The organism is Streptomyces sp. NPDC031111 (assembly GCF_055570675.1).
The window spans coordinates 459449-474580 of record NZ_JBVIGS010000004.1; the positions used below are offsets into that span (position 1 = coordinate 459449).

Sequence of the window (15132 nt, forward strand, 5' to 3'; positions counted from 1 at the left end):
CTCACGCAGGTGTGTGATCGCGAAAGGGGCTGGTGGTCGTGCCAGAGCTGAGGCCTTGGCGGGCCGCGAGACCGCATGTCGTGCGGATCGCGGACGCCGTACGACCACGTCTCGCCCGGGCCGCGGAGACCGTACGGCCACGTCCGGCGCGCGTCGCCGCGGCCGCCGGGCCACGTTTCGCGCGGCCGGAGGGGCCGGGGTCACCGCGGGTCCCGCGGGTCGCGCGGCCGAAGACCTGGCAGTTCACCGCGACCGCCGCCATCGCCGGTCTGGCGCTGGCCGCGGGAGTGGTGACCGCCGCCGGTCCCTGGGACTCCACGGGCCAGCGTACGGCCGAGCGGGACCGGGCCGTGGCCCTGGAAGCCGTGCGTGGCACAGATCACGGCGGTGCCCGCGCGCACGCCGGTACGCCGCCCCGCGGACCGCAGGCCGCCCCGCCGGCCGCCTCCGTGCTCACCGGCCTCGGCGGCACCGCAACGACCGTACGGTCGGCGCCCGGCGGCAAGGCCCTCGCCGCCGTCCTCGACCCGCTGCTGAAGAACCCCGCGCTCGGCCGCCGTTCCGCCGTCGTGGTCGACGTGGCCACCGGCGAACGGCTCTACGGCACCGGCTCCGGCACCGCGCTCATTCCGGCCTCCACCACGAAGATCGCCACCGCCGTCGCCGCGCTCTCCGCGATGGGCGCCGACCACCGCCTCACCACCCGCGCGGTGTACGAACCCGACACGGAGGAGGTCGTCCTGGTCGGCGGCGGCGACCCCACGCTCACCGCCCGCGAGGAGGCCGGCGGCCTCGCGAGCCTGCGCGACCTCGCCACGCGGACCGCCGCCGCCCTGGCCAAGCGCGGTGTGCGCGAGGTGACGCTCTCCTACGACACGACCCTGTACAAGGGCGGCACGATCCACCCGATCGGGGTCAACCCGAACCTCGCCGCCATCACCCCCCTGATGGCCGACGAGGGCCGCACCGACGGCTCCTCCAGCGGCCCGGCGCCACGGGTCGCGGACCCGGCGGCCGACGCCGCGCGGACGTTCGGCGACCTCCTGAAGGAACACGGCATCAAGGCCACGCCGCCCGGCCCGTCGAAGGCCACCAGCCGCGCCTCCACCCTCGCCACGGTCTCCTCGCCCCCGCTCTCGGCCCTCGTCGAGCGGATGCTGACCCACAGCGACAACGACCTCGCCGAGGCGCTCGCCCGCCACACCGCGCTCGCCACGGGCAAGCGTGCCGACTTCGCCGGCGCCGGCGAGGCGATCACCGCCCGGCTGAAGCAGCTCCGGCTCCCGGTGAAGGGCGCCGACGTCCAGGACGGCAGCGGCCTCGACCGTGGCGACCGGCTCACCGCCGACCTCCTCACCGCCCTGCTCGTCAAGGCCGGCGACCCCGCCCACCCCGAGCTGCGCTCCGCCCTCACGGGGCTGCCCGTCGCCGGCTTCACCGGCACCCTCGCCGGCCGTTACACCGACGGGGCGGCCGGCGTCGTACGGGCCAAGACGGGCACGCTCACCGGCGTGAACACCCTCGCCGGAACGGTCGTCGACAAGGACGGCCGCCTCCTGGCCTTCGCCTTCCTGGCCAACGACACCCCGGCCCCGACGACAGCCCAGTCCGCCCTCGACAAGGCAGCCACGGCCCTGGCCACTTGCGGCTGCCGCTGACCCCCACAGGGGCGCGGGGAACTGCGCGAAACGGGGGTCTGGGGGCGAAGCCCCCAGGGACGATGGGGGTCCCCCCGCTCGAGCGAAGCCGAGAGTGGGGGAGGGAAGGGGCGGCGGGGGCGAGAAACGGGGCACACCGAACCGCCCGCTCCTCAGGGGCACCCCCCGCCGTCTCGCCGCCCTGCCCCAAGCAGGACCACTCACGTACCGTTGACGCATGACGAGCATCGGTGGTGCTGCTTCTTCCGGGATGGTCGACTGGAACCTCGCGGTCGCGACCGCGACCCGCCTCATGCGGCCAGGCCCCGACGTGAGCCGCGACGAGGCCCGCGCCGTCGTCGCGGAACTGCGTCGGCACGCGAAGGCCTCGGAGGAACACGTCCGGGGCTTCACTCGTCTGGGTACCGAGGAGACCCACGACACCCCCGTCCTCGTCGTCGACCGCCCCGGCTGGGTCCGGGCCAACGTCGCCGGCTTCCGCGAACTGCTCAAACCGCTCCTCGACAAGATGCAGGAGCGCCGCGGCACCAGCCCCGGCAACGTCGTCCTCGGCGCCGTCGGCGGCAAGGTCACCGGCGTGGAACTGGGCATGCTGCTGTCCTTCCTGGCCTCCCGCGTCCTCGGCCAGTACGAGACCTTCGCCCCCGCCACCCGCGACCTCCCGGCCGGCGCGAACGGCGGCGGACGGCTGCTGCTCGTCGCCCCCAACATCGTCCACGTCGAACGCGAACTCGACGTCGAGCCCCATGACTTCCGCCTGTGGGTGACCCTCCACGAGGAGACCCACCGCACCCAGTTCACCGCCGTGCCCTGGCTGCGCGACCACCTGGAGGGCGAGATCCAGTCGTTCCTGGGGGAGACCGACGTCGACCCCATGACCGTCCTGGAACGCGTCCGTGAGGCCGCCCAGTCCCTGGCCGGCGGCCGTCCCGAGGGCGAGGAGGGCGACGAGGGACGCTCCCTCGTCGAGATCGTGCAGACCCCCGCCCAGCGCGAGATCCTCGGCCGGCTCACCGCCGTGATGTCGCTGCTGGAGGGCCACGCCGACTTCGTGATGGACGGCGTCGGCCCCGACGTCGTGCCGAGCGTCGCCGAGATCCGCGAGAAGTTCCAGCAGCGCCGCGCCAAGGGCGCCTCCCGCCTGGACACGGCCCTGCGCAAGCTGCTCGGCCTGGACGCCAAGCTCCGCCAGTACCGCGACGGCGAACGCTTCGTGCGCGCCGTCGTCGACGAGGTCGGCATGGACGGCTTCAACCGCGTCTGGACCTCGCCCAACACGCTCCCCACCAAGGCGGAGATCGCCAAACCGGCGGACTGGATCACACGGGTGCACCGGAAACCGGAAGCCTGACCACCGCGCACCGATACGCGCCGCACACGGCCGACGGCAGACGGACGCCCCTCCAATCACCCGTCCGAGGGACCGTGAGTCCTGAGTAGGCGTGCAATGCTCGGGGAACGGCCCGGTTCTGTCACCATCTACACACTCTGAGTGACCGACCTCGGGTTCACCCCCCGAAAACTTCATGAAGGGAACCGGACATGGGTCCCCATCCTGCGGTCGCGGCGATACGCCTGGCGGTCCGCCGCGTCCTGAACGACATCCTCGACGACCACGGCGGCCGAATGCCGGCCCGCCTCCCGCACGAGCCGCCCCCCTCACCGCTCGTGCTCGTGGCGTGCTCCGGCGGCGCCGACTCCATGGCGCTCGCCTCCGCCCTCGCCTTCGAAGCCCCCCGCCTCGGCGTCCGCGCCGGCGGCGTCACCGTCGACCACGGCCTCCAGGCCGGCTCCGACCTGCGCGCCGCCGAAGTCGTCCTGCGCCTGGGCGAACTCGGCCTCGACCCCGTCGAGTCCGTCGCCGTCACCGTCGGCCGCGACGGCGGCCCGGAGGCCGCCGCCCGGGACGCCCGCTACGCCGCCCTGGACGCCGCCGCCGAACGGCACGGCGCCACCGCGGTCCTGCTCGGCCACACCCGTGACGACCAGGCCGAGACCGTCCTGCTCGGCCTCGCCCGCGGCTCGGGCATCCGCTCCCTGTCCGGAATGGCCGCGGTCTCGGGGGCCGACGGCCGTTACCGGCGCCCCTTCCTCCAGGTCGACCGGCAGACCGCCCGCAAGGCCTGCATGGTCCAGTCCCTGCCCGTGTGGGACGACCCGCACAACACCGACCCCGCCTACACCCGCTCCCGGCTCCGCCACGAGGGCCTGCCCGCCCTGGAGAAGGCCCTCGGCAAGGGCGTCGTCGAGGCCCTCGCCCGTACGGCCCAGCTCTCCCGCGACGACGCCGACGCCCTTGACGCCTGGGCCGGCCGGGCCGAGGCCGGCGTCCGCGACGCCGACGGCCGCCTGGAGTGTGCCGCGCTGTACGCCCTGCCGCCCGCCGTACGCCGCCGTGTGCTGCGCCGCGCCGCCATCGAGGCCGGCGCGCCGGCCGGTTCGCTGTTCGCCCGCCACATCGAGGAGGTCGACCGGCTGATCACCGGCTGGCGCGGCCAGGGGGCCATCAATCTCCCCGGCCGGGTCGTGGCCCGCCGGCAGGGTGGCAGACTGGTGATTCGGCAGGGCTGATTCCGGACCCCACCGACCCGTACGAGTCGCGGGACGGACCGGACCGGCCGGTGGGACGACCGAAAGTGATGCGGGTGGACGCGAAAGACATGGGTGCCGACCTCGAGAAGGTGCTCATCACCAAGGAAGAGATCGACGCCAAGCTGGTGGAGCTGGCCGCGAAGATCGACGCGGAGTACGCGGGCAAGGACCTGCTGATCGTCGGCGTGCTCAAGGGCGCGGTGATGGTGATGGCGGACCTCGCCCGGGCACTGTCCACACCCGTCACGATGGACTGGATGGCCGTGTCCTCGTACGGGGCGGGCACCCAGTCCTCCGGTGTGGTGCGGATCCTCAAGGACCTCGACACCGACATCAAGGGCCGGCACGTCCTGATCGTCGAGGACATCATCGACTCCGGCCTGACCCTCTCCTGGCTGATCTCCAACCTCGGCTCGCGCGAGCCCGCCTCCCTCAAGGTGTGCACGCTGCTGCGCAAGCCCGAGGCCGCCAAGGTCGCCATCGACGTGGAGTGGGTCGGCTTCGACATCCCCAACGAGTTCGTCGTCGGCTACGGCCTCGACTACGCCGAGAAGTACCGCAACCTCCCGTTCGTCGGTACGCTCGCCCCCCACGTCTACGGCGGCTGAAGCCGGCGCCCGGCCCGCCGTGCGGTGATCGGGAACCCCGGCGGGCTCCGCGGCGTTGGAGCATGCGTGGACGTGATTGCCGGCTGTCCCTCGCGGCTTCGGGGGACAATGCTGGGGTACCGTCCGAAGAACAGCCTTTATCAAACTCACTATGGCAGGAGGGACGGGGCGGCACCGCTCCGTATGGATGGACGTGAAGCGATACTTCCGTGGGCCGGTCATGTGGATCGTGCTGGCCGTCCTTGCCGTGGTCGTGTTGATGCAGGTCGTCGGCTCGTCCGGCGGCTACAAGACAGTGGACACCGGCCAGGTCGTCCAGGCGATCAATGAGAACAAGGTCGAGTCGGCCAAGCTGACCACCGGCGACGAGCAGACCATCAAGGTCGAACTCAAGGACGGCCAGAAGGTCGAGGGCAGCTCGAAGATCCAGGCGAGCTACATCGGCGACCAGGGCGTCACGATCGCCAGCACGCTGCAGGACAAGTTCCAGAACGAGCAGATTCCGGACGGCTACACCGTGTCGCCGTCCAAGCAGAACCCGTTCGTGAGCATCCTGCTGTCGCTGCTGCCGTTCGTCCTGATCGTGGTCGTCTTCCTGTTCCTGATGAATCAGATGCAGGGCGGCGGCTCCCGCGTCATGAACTTCGGGAAGTCCAAGGCGAAGCTCATCACCAAGGACACCCCGAAGACGACGTTCGCCGACGTCGCGGGATCGGACGAGGCGGTCGAGGAACTCCACGAGATCAAGGAGTTCCTCCAGGAGCCGGCGAAGTTCCAGGCCGTCGGGGCGAAGATCCCCAAGGGCGTTCTGCTCTACGGCCCGCCCGGTACGGGCAAGACCCTGCTCGCGCGTGCCGTCGCGGGCGAGGCCGGTGTGCCGTTCTACTCGATCTCCGGTTCCGACTTCGTCGAGATGTTCGTCGGTGTCGGTGCCTCCCGGGTCCGTGACCTGTTCGAGCAGGCCAAGGCCAACGCCCCCGCGATCGTGTTCGTCGACGAGATCGACGCGGTCGGCCGTCACCGCGGCGCCGGCCTCGGCGGTGGTCACGACGAGCGCGAGCAGACCCTGAACCAGCTCCTCGTCGAGATGGACGGCTTCGACGTCAAGGGCGGCGTGATCCTCATCGCCGCGACGAACCGGCCCGACATCCTCGACCCGGCCCTTCTGCGTCCCGGCCGTTTCGACCGGCAGATCGCGGTCGACCGTCCGGACATGCAGGGCCGGCTGGAGATCCTCAAGGTGCACCAGAAGGGCAAGCCGGTCGCCCCGGACGTCGACCTCTCGGCCGTCGCCCGCCGCACCCCCGGCATGACCGGTGCCGACCTGGCCAACGTGCTGAACGAGGCCGCGCTCCTGACCGCGCGCAGCGATCAGAAGCTGATCGACAACCACATGCTGGACGAGGCGATCGACCGTGTGGTCGCGGGCCCGCAGAAGCGGACCCGGATCATGTCGGACAAGGAGAAGAAGATCACCGCGTACCACGAGGGCGGTCACGCCCTGGTCGCGGCGGCCTCACCGAACTCCGATCCGGTCCACAAGATCACCATCCTGTCCAGAGGCCGGGCCCTCGGCTACACCATGGTCCTGCCGGACGAGGACAAGTACTCCACCACGCGCAACGAGATGCTGGACCAGCTGGCCTACATGCTGGGCGGCCGCGCGGCGGAGGAGCTCGTCTTCCACGACCCGACCACCGGTGCCGCCAACGACATCGAGAAGGCCACCGGACTGGCCCGCGCGATGGTCACGCAGTACGGCATGACCGAGCGTCTCGGCGCCATCAAGTTCGGCGGCGACAACAGCGAGCCGTTCCTCGGCCGTGAGATGGCTCACCAGCGGGACTACTCGGAAGAGGTCGCCGCGCTGGTCGACGAAGAGGTCAAGAAGCTCATCGAGACCGCGCACAACGAGGCGTGGGAGATCCTCGTCGAGAACCGCGACGTCCTCGACAACCTGGTCCTGGCCCTCCTGGAGCGGGAGACGCTGGGCAAGGAGGAGATCGCCGAGATCTTCGCGCCGATCGTCAAGCGCCCGCCCAGGCCCGCCTGGACCGGCTCCTCGCGCCGTACGCCGTCCACCCGCCCGCCGGTCCTCTCCCCCAAGGAGCTGGCCCTGACGAACGGGGCGAACGGCGCGACGCCGGCCATCACCACCGCCAAGAGCACCGCGGCGGAGCCCGCCCCGGCGCCCGAGCGGACCCCGGAGGAACGCCCCGAGAGCTGACCCGAGGCTCCCGGTGGCCCCACCGGGCCCGGAATGGATGCCGCGCCCCCCTGGTTCTAGCCTGGGGGGCGCGGCGTTTGCGTACCCGCAGTTGAGACGCGTGCCCCTCACGCGTGTGGACACAGGAACGAGGCACCTCGATATGACCGATCCCGTGACGCTGGACGGCGTGGCCCCCGTCGGTGAGTTCGACGAGAAGCGGGCCCGCAACGCCGTGCGTGAACTCCTGATCGCGGTCGGCGAGGACCCGGACCGGGAGGGCCTCCTGGAGACCCCGGCGCGGGTGGCGCGGGCGTACCGGGAGATATTCGCGGGGCTGTGGCAGAAGCCCGAGGACGTGCTGACGACGACGTTCGACATCGGTCACGACGAGATGGTGCTGGTCAAGGACATCGAGGTGTACTCGACCTGTGAGCACCATCTGGTGCCGTTCCGGGGTGTGGCGCACGTCGGGTACATCCCGGCCACCAGTGGGAAGATCACCGGTCTGTCGAAGCTGGCCCGGCTGGTGGACGTCTACGCCCGCCGGCCGCAGGTGCAGGAACGACTCACCACGCAGATCGCGGACTCCCTGATGGAGATCCTGGAGCCGCGCGGCGTGATCGTGGTCGTGGAGTGCGAGCACATGTGCATGTCGATGCGGGGCATCCGCAAGCCCGGCGCGAAGACCCTCACCTCGGCCGTGCGCGGTCAGCTGCGGGACGCGGCGACGCGCAACGAGGCGATGAGCCTGATCATGGCGCGCTGACGCGACGCGCGCCCTGCCCCGGCACGGGCGTGCCTGAGGTCGTGGGCTGCTGATGCGAGCGCGTCCGAGGCCCCGGGCCGACACGGGTGCGTCTGAGGTCGTGGACCGACGCGGGCGCGCTGAGGCTTGAGGCTTTGGGTCGGCGCGGATGAGCCTGGGATCCCGGGCCGGCGCGGGTGGGCCTCAGGCCGCCGGGGCCGCGCCCTGGCCGTTGTGGTCGTCGTCCTCCGGGAGTTTGCAGACGCGCTCCAGGAAGATGGCCGCAGCTATGACGCCGATGCCCGCCACGACCGAGAAGCCGGCGTAGATGGCCTGGTCCCGGCGGGCAGGGATGTCCAGGGACTCCAGCAGGAAGACGCCCGTGCCGCCGTACATGCCGGCGACGAGCGCGGCCACCAGGGCGCTGGCCTGCCCGAAGACGACCGCGCGGGCCGCCATCAGTGGGTCGACGCCCTTGGCGTCCTGCTGCCGCTCGCGCTGGGCCTTGAGGCGGGCGCGGATGGAGAGCGCGGTGGCCGCGAGGACCACCGCGATCAGGGCGAGGACGATGGGTGCTGCCACGGGCACGCTCGGAAGGGTGCCCAGCGAGTTCCAGAGGCGGGCGCCGGCCCAGGACAGGATCCCGGCCACGACGAAGACGCCGGCCAGCACCCTGATGCGCAGCTCTTTCACGGTGTCCCTTCGCGTTCCCCGGACGGTGCCCCGGAATGTGGTCGTCTCGACCTTAACGGCTACTCGGGCAGCCGGAGTTCCAGGTCCGCGCGGGGCGTGACGCCCTCCCGGGTGACCGTGCCGAGGAGATCGGCGACCGGGCCTCGGCCGGGGAGCTCCGCCTCGGGGTCGACGTCGTACCACGGGGCCAGCACGAAGGCGCGCTCGTGGGCGCGGGGGTGCGGGAGGGTGAGCTGGGGGTCGTCGGAGTGGAGATCCGCGTAGGAGACGATGTCCACGTCCAGGGTGCGCGGGCCCCAGCGCTCGTCCCGGACCCGGTGGAAGGCCTCCTCGACCGCGTGCGCCCGCTCCAGCAGGGAGGACGGCGGCAGGGTGGTCTTGAGGACCGCGACCGCGTTGAAGTACGACGGCTGGCTGCCGGGCTCGACGCCCCACGGCTCCGTCTCGTAGACGGGGGAGACCGCCTTGACGCGGATGCCCGGGGTGTCCTCCAGGGCGTCGACGGCCCCCTGGAGGGTCTCCAGGCGGTTGCCCAGGTTGGCGCCGAGGGAGACCACGGCCCGCTTCGGGTTCTGGAGGGTGGTGTCGGCGGCGTCGACCTGCTCGACCACGGAGGCGGGGACGGGCTGGACGGTCGGGTCGGTGTGGCCCGTGGTGGACGGCCTGGTCATACGCGGCTCCGGGTGATGGTGACGGTCACGTCGTCGAAGGGCACGGTGATCGGCGCGTCCGGCTTGTGGACACACACCTCGACCTCCTGCACCACGTCGTGCTTCAGACAGACCTGGGCGATGTGCTCGGCGAGCGTCTCGATGAGGTTGACGGGTTCCCCCTGGACGACGGCCACGACCTCCTCCGCCACGATGCCGTAGTGCACGGTCTTCGTCAGGTCGTCGTCGGCCGCGGCCGGCCGGGTGTCCAGGCCGAGGACGAGGTCCACGATGAAGGTCTGGCCCTCCTCGCGTTCCTTGGGGAACACACCGTGGTGCCCGCGGGCCTTCAGGCCGCGCAGCGCGACACGATCCACGCGAATCACTCCTGCAGTCGTCGGTCCGGCCGGTCGGTGCCTGTGCGGGCGGCACACCGGCCCACAGTGAATCTACCCGCGGGCACCGACAGCGCCGGTGGCCCGGGGGTGCCGGTGGCCGGAGGTTTCACCGTCTGTTTTCCGTGCGGAGGCCGGGGGCTCACGGGGTGGTAGCGGCCCATACCCGCCCCGTCGTGATTCCAACCACTTCTCGGACGGCCGCGGCTCCGGGGTGCGGCTCCGGGGCGTCCTCGATGTCCGTCTACCCGCTCAGGCCGGGGTGTCGTCGTCCTCGGCGTCCTCCTCCTCGGCGAGGACGGGGGAGGCGTGGTGGGACCAGAGCTTCCAGCCGGCCTCGGTGCGCCGGAACACGTTGGTGGCGACGACGAGCTGGCCGACCAGGGGGCCGAGCTCCTCGCCGGCCTTGGGGGCGGGGCCGCCGCTGAGGATGTTCTCGGTGCAGGTCACCACGGCGGTGTCGCCCGTCACGGAGACATGCGTGTCGGTGAGGAAGAACTGGATGTAATCGGTGTTCGCCATGATCAGGGCGTACGACCTGAGGACCTCGCCGCGTCCGGTGAGCACGGGCCAGCCGGGGTGCACGCAGGAGACCACACCGGTGTCCGCCGGGTCGTGGTACGTCTCGTCGACGCCGAGGTCGCCGGGGGTCAGCCAGAGCGACGCGACCTCTTCGAAGTCGCCCCTTTCGAGTGCCTCGTAGAAGGCGGTGTTGGCGGCCTCGACCTGCTCGACATCGGTGTGGGGTGCGCTCACCGGGCTCCTTCTGCGCCGTGCGCGCCGGTTTCGGGGGGTGTGGTGTCCGCCGTGCGTGCCTGCGCGATGGCGCGCGCGACCCGGACGGCGTCCGCGGTGGCGCGTACCTCGTGCACGCGGACCGCCCACGCGCCGGCCTGCGCGGCGAGGGCGGAGACGGCGGCGGTGGCCGCGTCGCGCTCCCGCGCGGGCGGGGGCGCGCCGTCCGGGCCGGCCAGGACACGGCCGAGGAACCGCTTGCGGGAGGCGGCGACGAGCACCGGGTGACCGAGGTCCAGGACCCGGTCGAGACGGGCGAGGAGCGCCAGGTCGTGGTCGGCGCCCTTGGAGAAGCCGAGACCGGGGTCGACGATCACGCGGTCGGCGGCGATGCCGCCCTCGAGGACGGCCTCCACGCGCGCGTGCAGCTCGTCGGCGACCTCCGTGACCACGTCGGCGTACACGCCCTTGATGTTGCCGCCCTCCAGGAAGCCGCGCCAGTGCATGACGACGAAGGGGGCGCCGGCGTCGGCGACGACGGGGATCATGGCGGGGTCGGCGAGTCCGCCGCTGACGTCGTTGACGAGGGCGGCGCCGGCCGCGAGGGACTGTTCGGCGACGGAGGCGCGCATGGTGTCGACGGAGATGGTGACGCCCTCGGCGGCGAGGCCGCGCACCACGGGTATGACGCGCCTGAGCTCCTCGGCCTCGTCGACACGGGTGGCGCCGGGCCGGGTGGACTCCCCGCCGACGTCGACCAGGTCGGCGCCCTGGGCCACCAGGTCGAGGCCGTGCTTGACGGCGGTGGTCGTGTCGAACCAGCGGCCGCCGTCGGAGAAGGAGTCGGGGGTGACGTTCACGACTCCCATGACCGCGCAGCGGTCCCAGTGAGGAAGGCCCGCGACCTGGCGGCGTCCGCTGTGGTTGCTCATATGTTCAGCGTAGGCCCCGGGACCGTACGGGGTATGCCTCGGCCCTGGCGGGCGCACGCGCCGGGTGCGCGGGGCCGCGAGGTCGAGGAAACCTTCCGCCGGCCTTGCGGGGGAGCCGATGCGCGGCGGATCGGCGGAAGCGCGGTGGATCACGAAACGCGGTTCCCGGGTGGCCCACCCGGGACTCGGGGAAGGAGCGGTCAAAGGGCATCGGACAACTCCGCGCGTGAATAGCCGTATTGACCGAACAGCAAGATCGTTTATCGCCCGTGAACCGCTGTTGAAGCGTTCGCCGAACTCCGCCCGCACAACTTCACGTATGCCCGGTCGCTTTGCCGTACGAAGTGAAAACTCCGATGTGGCTTTGTTTTTGCGGGGCGGGGCACCATCATTCGCCTACGCGCGGTAAGTTTCTGGCCATGCCACGTGGACGTCACCGTCATTCCCCGCCCCTGCACAGGATGCTGCCCCCGTCGGCGATCGCAGGCGTCTCCGTCGTCTGCGCCCTGGGGCCCTGGGTGTTCACACAACCGATGGTGCTTCGTGTCCTGGCCGCGGCCGCCGCGGTCACGGCGGTTGTCGGCGCCGTCGTCATGCGGAACTGGGACTCCCAGGCGGGTAAACGCGTCGCCGATCTCACGCGCGCGCGTGCGAGCGACGAGTGGCGTTTCGAGGAGCGGGTCGCCGAATTGGAGTCCGACCTCGAGGAGTCGCGCGAGCTGCGTACGAAGCTGGAGCAGCGGCTGCGCGCCAAGCGCGCGGAACTCGCCGGGCTGCGCAACGAGCACGCGGCTCTGCTGCGGCGGTACGCCGCGGCGGAGGTCGACCGGGCGAGCGTCCTGGAGGAACGCCGGGTGCTCGAGATAGAGGCCGCTGTTCCGGCCCGCGCGCTGCCGGCGGGACCGTCGGCGGCGGCCGTCGCGGAGCCGCCCGCGGAGGTGCCCGAGCAGGCGACCGCGGCGGAGCCGGAGACGGTGGCACAGGACGACGGCGGCGACGAGGCCGAGCAGACGGCTCCGTCGGTCTTCTCACCGGAGGGCTCCGAGCTGTTCCTGCGTGCGGACGCGGCGCTGTCGCGAATCGCCGGGGACACCGGGGATTCCGGGGCCGAGACGGCCACCGAGGACAGCGCGGAGGCGGTACCCCCGGCCGGTGACATGCCGAAGGACGAAGGCGCCCCCCGGCGGGACGACGCCCCCGAGGGTGACGGGAGCCCCGAGGACGACGGTCCCGGGCCCACGAAGAAGGCAACGTCGGAGCAGACGCAGGAGGACGAGGCCGAGGGGCAGCCCGAGGCGGTCGGCGAGCACGAGCGCACGACCGCCCCTTCCGGTGCCGCGCCCTCCGCCCAGCCCGCGCGCCGGCCCTCCGGTCACTTCACCGTGCCGACGGCGGTCGCGGTCGTACCGCCGACGACGCCCGTGCGGCGGCCGGTGTCCGAGGGCGGCTTCGACTTCTTCGGGACGAAGAAGGACACGGACGACACCGCGCTGGACACCGTGCAGAACGAGGACCTCGCCGACGTGGTCGGCCAGGAGGCGCTCGCGCTGCACAAGGCCGAGGCCGAGGCGGAGTTCAAGCCCGCCGACGAGGACGCGCGCGGCGTCGGCCAGGTCATCGACCTGACGGCCCACGACGAGACGGAACACATCGACCTCCAGGGCCTGCGCAGCGCGGTCTCCTGACCCACCGAACACCCCGACGGGCCCCGCACGCACTCCGCGCGGGGCCCGTTTTCCGTACCACGCCGCCCGCCGACGGGCCGCCCAGCGGTCCGTAGAGGTCTCACGGGGTGTCCTGCCCCGCGACGCCCGGCACGCCCTCTCGCCGCACCGGGCGAACACCTGAGTGCGACCAAGTACGCGGGCGTCCGCCCGGCCCCCAGCCTTCGGCAGGCCCCAGGGGATGTCTCGCCGACCACGCCAGGCTCCCGGCGTCCGGCACCGTGCCTCGCCGCGTGGTCGTCACTCGCCGATTCCCCCACGCCGGTCGCTGATGCGGCCGGATCGGCGAGACCCCTCTGGTCCCGCGGCGCGTGGGCGTGGGGCGGTCAGGCCATCCAGCGGTCCGGGCGGGCGTCCCTGCGGCCGGTGCGGGAGCGTTCCGCCTGGGAGCGCAGGAGGGCCGCCGCCTCCGAGGCGTCGCGGAGGTGGGCCGTCACCGACTTGTTCGCGCCGGTGTCCACATGGACGTCCGCGACGCCCCGGGCCCGCTGCCAGGGCCCCTGGACCAGCCGCACGCTCTGCACCTTGGCGTGCGGCACCAGGGACAGGCTGCGACGCAGCAGCCCGTGACGGGCGGCGAACACCGCGTCGGTCACGGCGAGTCCGTAGCCCCGCCACCACAGCGGGACGCACCAACGGGCGCGGCGCGGCGGCCGGGAGAGCGCCTCGCGCGGTGGCACGCTCACCCCGGGCAGCACCCGCGCGACGACGGACTCGGCGATCTCACGCGGAGCGACCGGCAGCAGCAGCGAGTTGGACGACCCCGCCACGTCCAGTTCCACCCGCACCCAGCCGCGTCGCCGCCACAGCAGCGGCTCGACCAGCCGCACCGTCTGCACCCGCCCCGGCGGCACCGTCTCGTGCGCCCGGTCCAGCAGCCCGTGGTCGATGCGCAGCCCGTCGGGCGACTCGCCCAGCGTCCAGTCGTACTCGGCGACGAACCGGCCCACGCTGCTCGCGCCCGCCGCGCCCAGCATCGGTACGGCCGCGGCGAGCAGCGTCCACAGGCTGTGGGTGGCCGTCCACAGCAGCGGCAGCGCGACACAGGCGACGATGAGCCAGCCCCAGGTCGCCCCGGTCAGCAGCAGGGAGACGGCGAGGACGCCCGGCGGCACCCGCAGCATCTGCCGGGACGGCGCCTCGCCCACCTCGTGCGCGGTCTCCGGCGCGAAACCGGCCGCCCGCGCGAGCAGTTCGGCGCGCAGCGCACGCGCCTCGCCGGCGCCCAGGAAGGCGAGTTCGTCCTTCTTGTCGGTCCCGATGACGTCGAGTTTGAGTTTCGCGACGCCCGCGACCCGCGCGAGCAGCGGCTGGGTGACGTCGATGGCCTGGATCCGCTCCAGCCGGATGTGCGCGGTGCGCCGGAAGAGCAGCCCGGTGCGGATCCGCAGTTCGCTCTCGGTCACCGCGAAGTGGGTGTACCACCAGGTCAGGAAGCCGTAGAGGGCGGCGGCCGGGAGGAGGACGGCGAGACCGATCAGCAGCGTCGTGGTCGTCAGCCGGGTGAGCTGGCGCTGCGCCTGGTCGGGGTCGTGCAGCGCCCACCCGATGAGCACGGCGACGGGCGCCCACGCCCGCCTGAGCGGCGTGACGGGGTGCAGCCGCCGCTCCGTGACGGGTATCCGGTCGCGTACGTCCTCGGGGACGTCGGGGGTCGTCACAGCCCCGCCGATCGGGCCTCACCGAGCTCGGTGAGCCGGTCCCGGAGCCGTTCCGCCTCGGCCGGGTCGAGGCCGGGGATGGTGGCGTCGGTCGCCGCGGCCGCCGTGTGCAGCTGCACGCTGGCCAGCCCGAAGTGCCGCTCGACGGGCCCGGAGGAGACCTCGACCAGCTGCATCCGCCCGTACGGCACGACCGTCTCCTGGCGCCACAGGACGCCCCGGCTGATCAGCAGGTCGTCGGCGCGCTCCGCGTACCGCCAGGAACGCCAGTTCCGCTCCAGCAGCACCCAGCCCCAGATCAGCACGGCCAGCGGCAGCAGCGCGAAGGCGGTCCAGCCGGGCCCGGCCAGCAGCCCCGGCACCAGCCCGGCGGCCAGGGTCAGCAGCCCCAGCCACACCACCAGCAGCAGCCGCCGCATCCGCAGCAGCCCCGGGGGCAGCGCGATCCACACCGGCTCCTCGTCGCCCGGGACCGCCTGCCCGCTCGTTCCCGCCGGCCCTGTGTCGTGCGGGCTCCCCGTCTCCATGGG

14 protein-coding genes are annotated in these 15132 nt (G+C 72.5%); 7 read left to right on the forward strand and 7 right to left on the reverse strand.

From position 1 onward, the window contains the following. Nucleotides 1-80: 80 nt before the first annotated feature. The 6 genes from dacB to folE all read left to right on the forward strand — a co-directional run bounded on the left by dacB (nt 81) and on the right by folE (nt 7833). Complete coding sequence (gene dacB / locus ACZ470_RS12450) at nt 81-1658, forward strand: D-alanyl-D-alanine carboxypeptidase/D-alanyl-D-alanine endopeptidase (RefSeq protein WP_468426826.1); 1578 nt, start codon at nt 81-83, stop codon at nt 1656-1658. Between the two features lie 217 nt (nt 1659-1875). Further along, nucleotides 1876-3009, forward strand: coding sequence for a zinc-dependent metalloprotease (locus ACZ470_RS12455; protein ID WP_468426827.1), 1134 nt, complete (start codon nt 1876-1878; stop codon nt 3007-3009). A gap of 191 nt (nt 3010-3200) precedes the next feature. Then, the gene (gene tilS / locus ACZ470_RS12460) at nt 3201-4229 is read left to right on the forward strand and encodes a tRNA lysidine(34) synthetase TilS (protein WP_468426828.1); all 1029 of its coding nucleotides are present in this window, start codon (nt 3201-3203) and stop codon (nt 4227-4229) included. Nucleotides 4230-4297: 68 nt separating this feature from the next. Further along, a complete protein-coding gene (gene hpt, locus ACZ470_RS12465) occupies nt 4298-4858 on the forward strand; it encodes a hypoxanthine phosphoribosyltransferase (protein WP_037933814.1) in 561 nt (186 codons plus the stop codon). A gap of 187 nt (nt 4859-5045) precedes the next feature. Then, the gene (gene ftsH, locus ACZ470_RS12470) at nt 5046-7085 is read left to right on the forward strand and encodes an ATP-dependent zinc metalloprotease FtsH (protein ID WP_468426829.1); all 2040 of its coding nucleotides are present in this window, start codon (nt 5046-5048) and stop codon (nt 7083-7085) included. A gap of 142 nt (nt 7086-7227) precedes the next feature. Continuing rightward, nucleotides 7228-7833 (forward strand): GTP cyclohydrolase I FolE, encoded by a 606-nt coding sequence (folE, locus tag ACZ470_RS12475; RefSeq protein ID WP_468426830.1) that lies wholly within the window; start codon nt 7228-7230, stop codon nt 7831-7833. 183 nt (nt 7834-8016) lie between these two features. Here folE and ACZ470_RS12480 read toward each other — a convergent pair whose 3' ends face one another. From ACZ470_RS12480 to folP, 5 genes are all read right to left on the reverse strand, one after another. Then, entirely contained in the window at nt 8017-8505 is a 489-nt protein-coding gene (locus tag ACZ470_RS12480) for a DUF3180 domain-containing protein (RefSeq protein ID WP_468426831.1), read from the reverse strand. A 59-nt stretch (nt 8506-8564) separates the two neighbouring features. Beyond that, entirely contained in the window at nt 8565-9176 is a 612-nt protein-coding gene (gene folK / locus ACZ470_RS12485; RefSeq protein WP_468426832.1) for a 2-amino-4-hydroxy-6-hydroxymethyldihydropteridine diphosphokinase, read from the reverse strand. Beyond that, on the reverse strand, nt 9173-9532 hold the full coding sequence (gene folB, locus ACZ470_RS12490; protein ID WP_361035546.1) for a dihydroneopterin aldolase: 360 nt from the start codon (nt 9530-9532) through the stop codon (nt 9173-9175). The genes folK and folB overlap by 4 nt, the downstream gene beginning before the upstream one ends. Nucleotides 9533-9802: 270 nt before the next feature. Beyond that, nucleotides 9803-10306, reverse strand: coding sequence for a nuclear transport factor 2 family protein (locus ACZ470_RS12495; RefSeq protein WP_468426833.1), 504 nt, complete (start codon nt 10304-10306; stop codon nt 9803-9805). Continuing rightward, a complete protein-coding gene (gene folP, locus ACZ470_RS12500) occupies nt 10303-11217 on the reverse strand; it encodes a dihydropteroate synthase (RefSeq protein ID WP_468426834.1) in 915 nt (304 codons plus the stop codon). The genes ACZ470_RS12495 and folP overlap by 4 nt, the downstream gene beginning before the upstream one ends. 461 nt (nt 11218-11678) lie before the next feature. Between folP and ACZ470_RS12505 the strand changes: the two genes are divergently transcribed. Further along, the gene (locus ACZ470_RS12505; protein WP_468426905.1) at nt 11679-12902 is read left to right on the forward strand and encodes a hypothetical protein; all 1224 of its coding nucleotides are present in this window, start codon (nt 11679-11681) and stop codon (nt 12900-12902) included. A 365-nt stretch (nt 12903-13267) separates the two neighbouring features. On the opposite strand, the gene ACZ470_RS12510 is transcribed toward ACZ470_RS12505, so the two are convergent. Both ACZ470_RS12510 and ACZ470_RS12515 read right to left on the reverse strand, forming a co-directional pair. After that, nucleotides 13268-14602: a PH domain-containing protein gene (locus ACZ470_RS12510; RefSeq protein WP_468426835.1), complete on the reverse strand. Its 1335-nt coding sequence runs from the start codon at nt 14600-14602 to the stop codon at nt 13268-13270. Continuing rightward, on the reverse strand, nt 14599-15129 hold the full coding sequence (locus ACZ470_RS12515; protein WP_468426836.1) for a PH domain-containing protein: 531 nt from the start codon (nt 15127-15129) through the stop codon (nt 14599-14601). The genes ACZ470_RS12510 and ACZ470_RS12515 overlap by 4 nt, the downstream gene beginning before the upstream one ends. Between the last annotated feature and the right edge of the window lie 3 nt (nt 15130-15132).

Excerpts from the sequence above, each read along its gene's own strand:
- ACZ470_RS12455 (WP_468426827.1), top strand. The coding sequence starts at position 1,876 with ATGACGAGCATCGGTGGTGCTGCTTCTTCCGGGATGGTCGACTGGAAC.
- tilS (WP_468426828.1), top strand. The coding sequence starts at position 3,201 with ATGGGTCCCCATCCTGCGGTCGCGGCGATACGCCTGGCGGTCCGCCGC.
- hpt (WP_037933814.1), top strand. The coding sequence starts at position 4,298 with ATGCGGGTGGACGCGAAAGACATGGGTGCCGACCTCGAGAAGGTGCTC.
- ftsH (WP_468426829.1), top strand. The coding sequence starts at position 5,046 with ATGGACGTGAAGCGATACTTCCGTGGGCCGGTCATGTGGATCGTGCTG.
- folE (WP_468426830.1), top strand. The coding sequence starts at position 7,228 with ATGACCGATCCCGTGACGCTGGACGGCGTGGCCCCCGTCGGTGAGTTC.
- folK (WP_468426832.1), bottom strand. The coding sequence starts at position 9,176 with ATGACCAGGCCGTCCACCACGGGCCACACCGACCCGACCGTCCAGCCC.
- folP (WP_468426834.1), bottom strand. The coding sequence starts at position 11,217 with ATGAGCAACCACAGCGGACGCCGCCAGGTCGCGGGCCTTCCTCACTGG.
- ACZ470_RS12505 (WP_468426905.1), top strand. The coding sequence starts at position 11,679 with ATGCTGCCCCCGTCGGCGATCGCAGGCGTCTCCGTCGTCTGCGCCCTG.
- ACZ470_RS12515 (WP_468426836.1), bottom strand. The coding sequence starts at position 15,129 with ATGGAGACGGGGAGCCCGCACGACACAGGGCCGGCGGGAACGAGCGGG.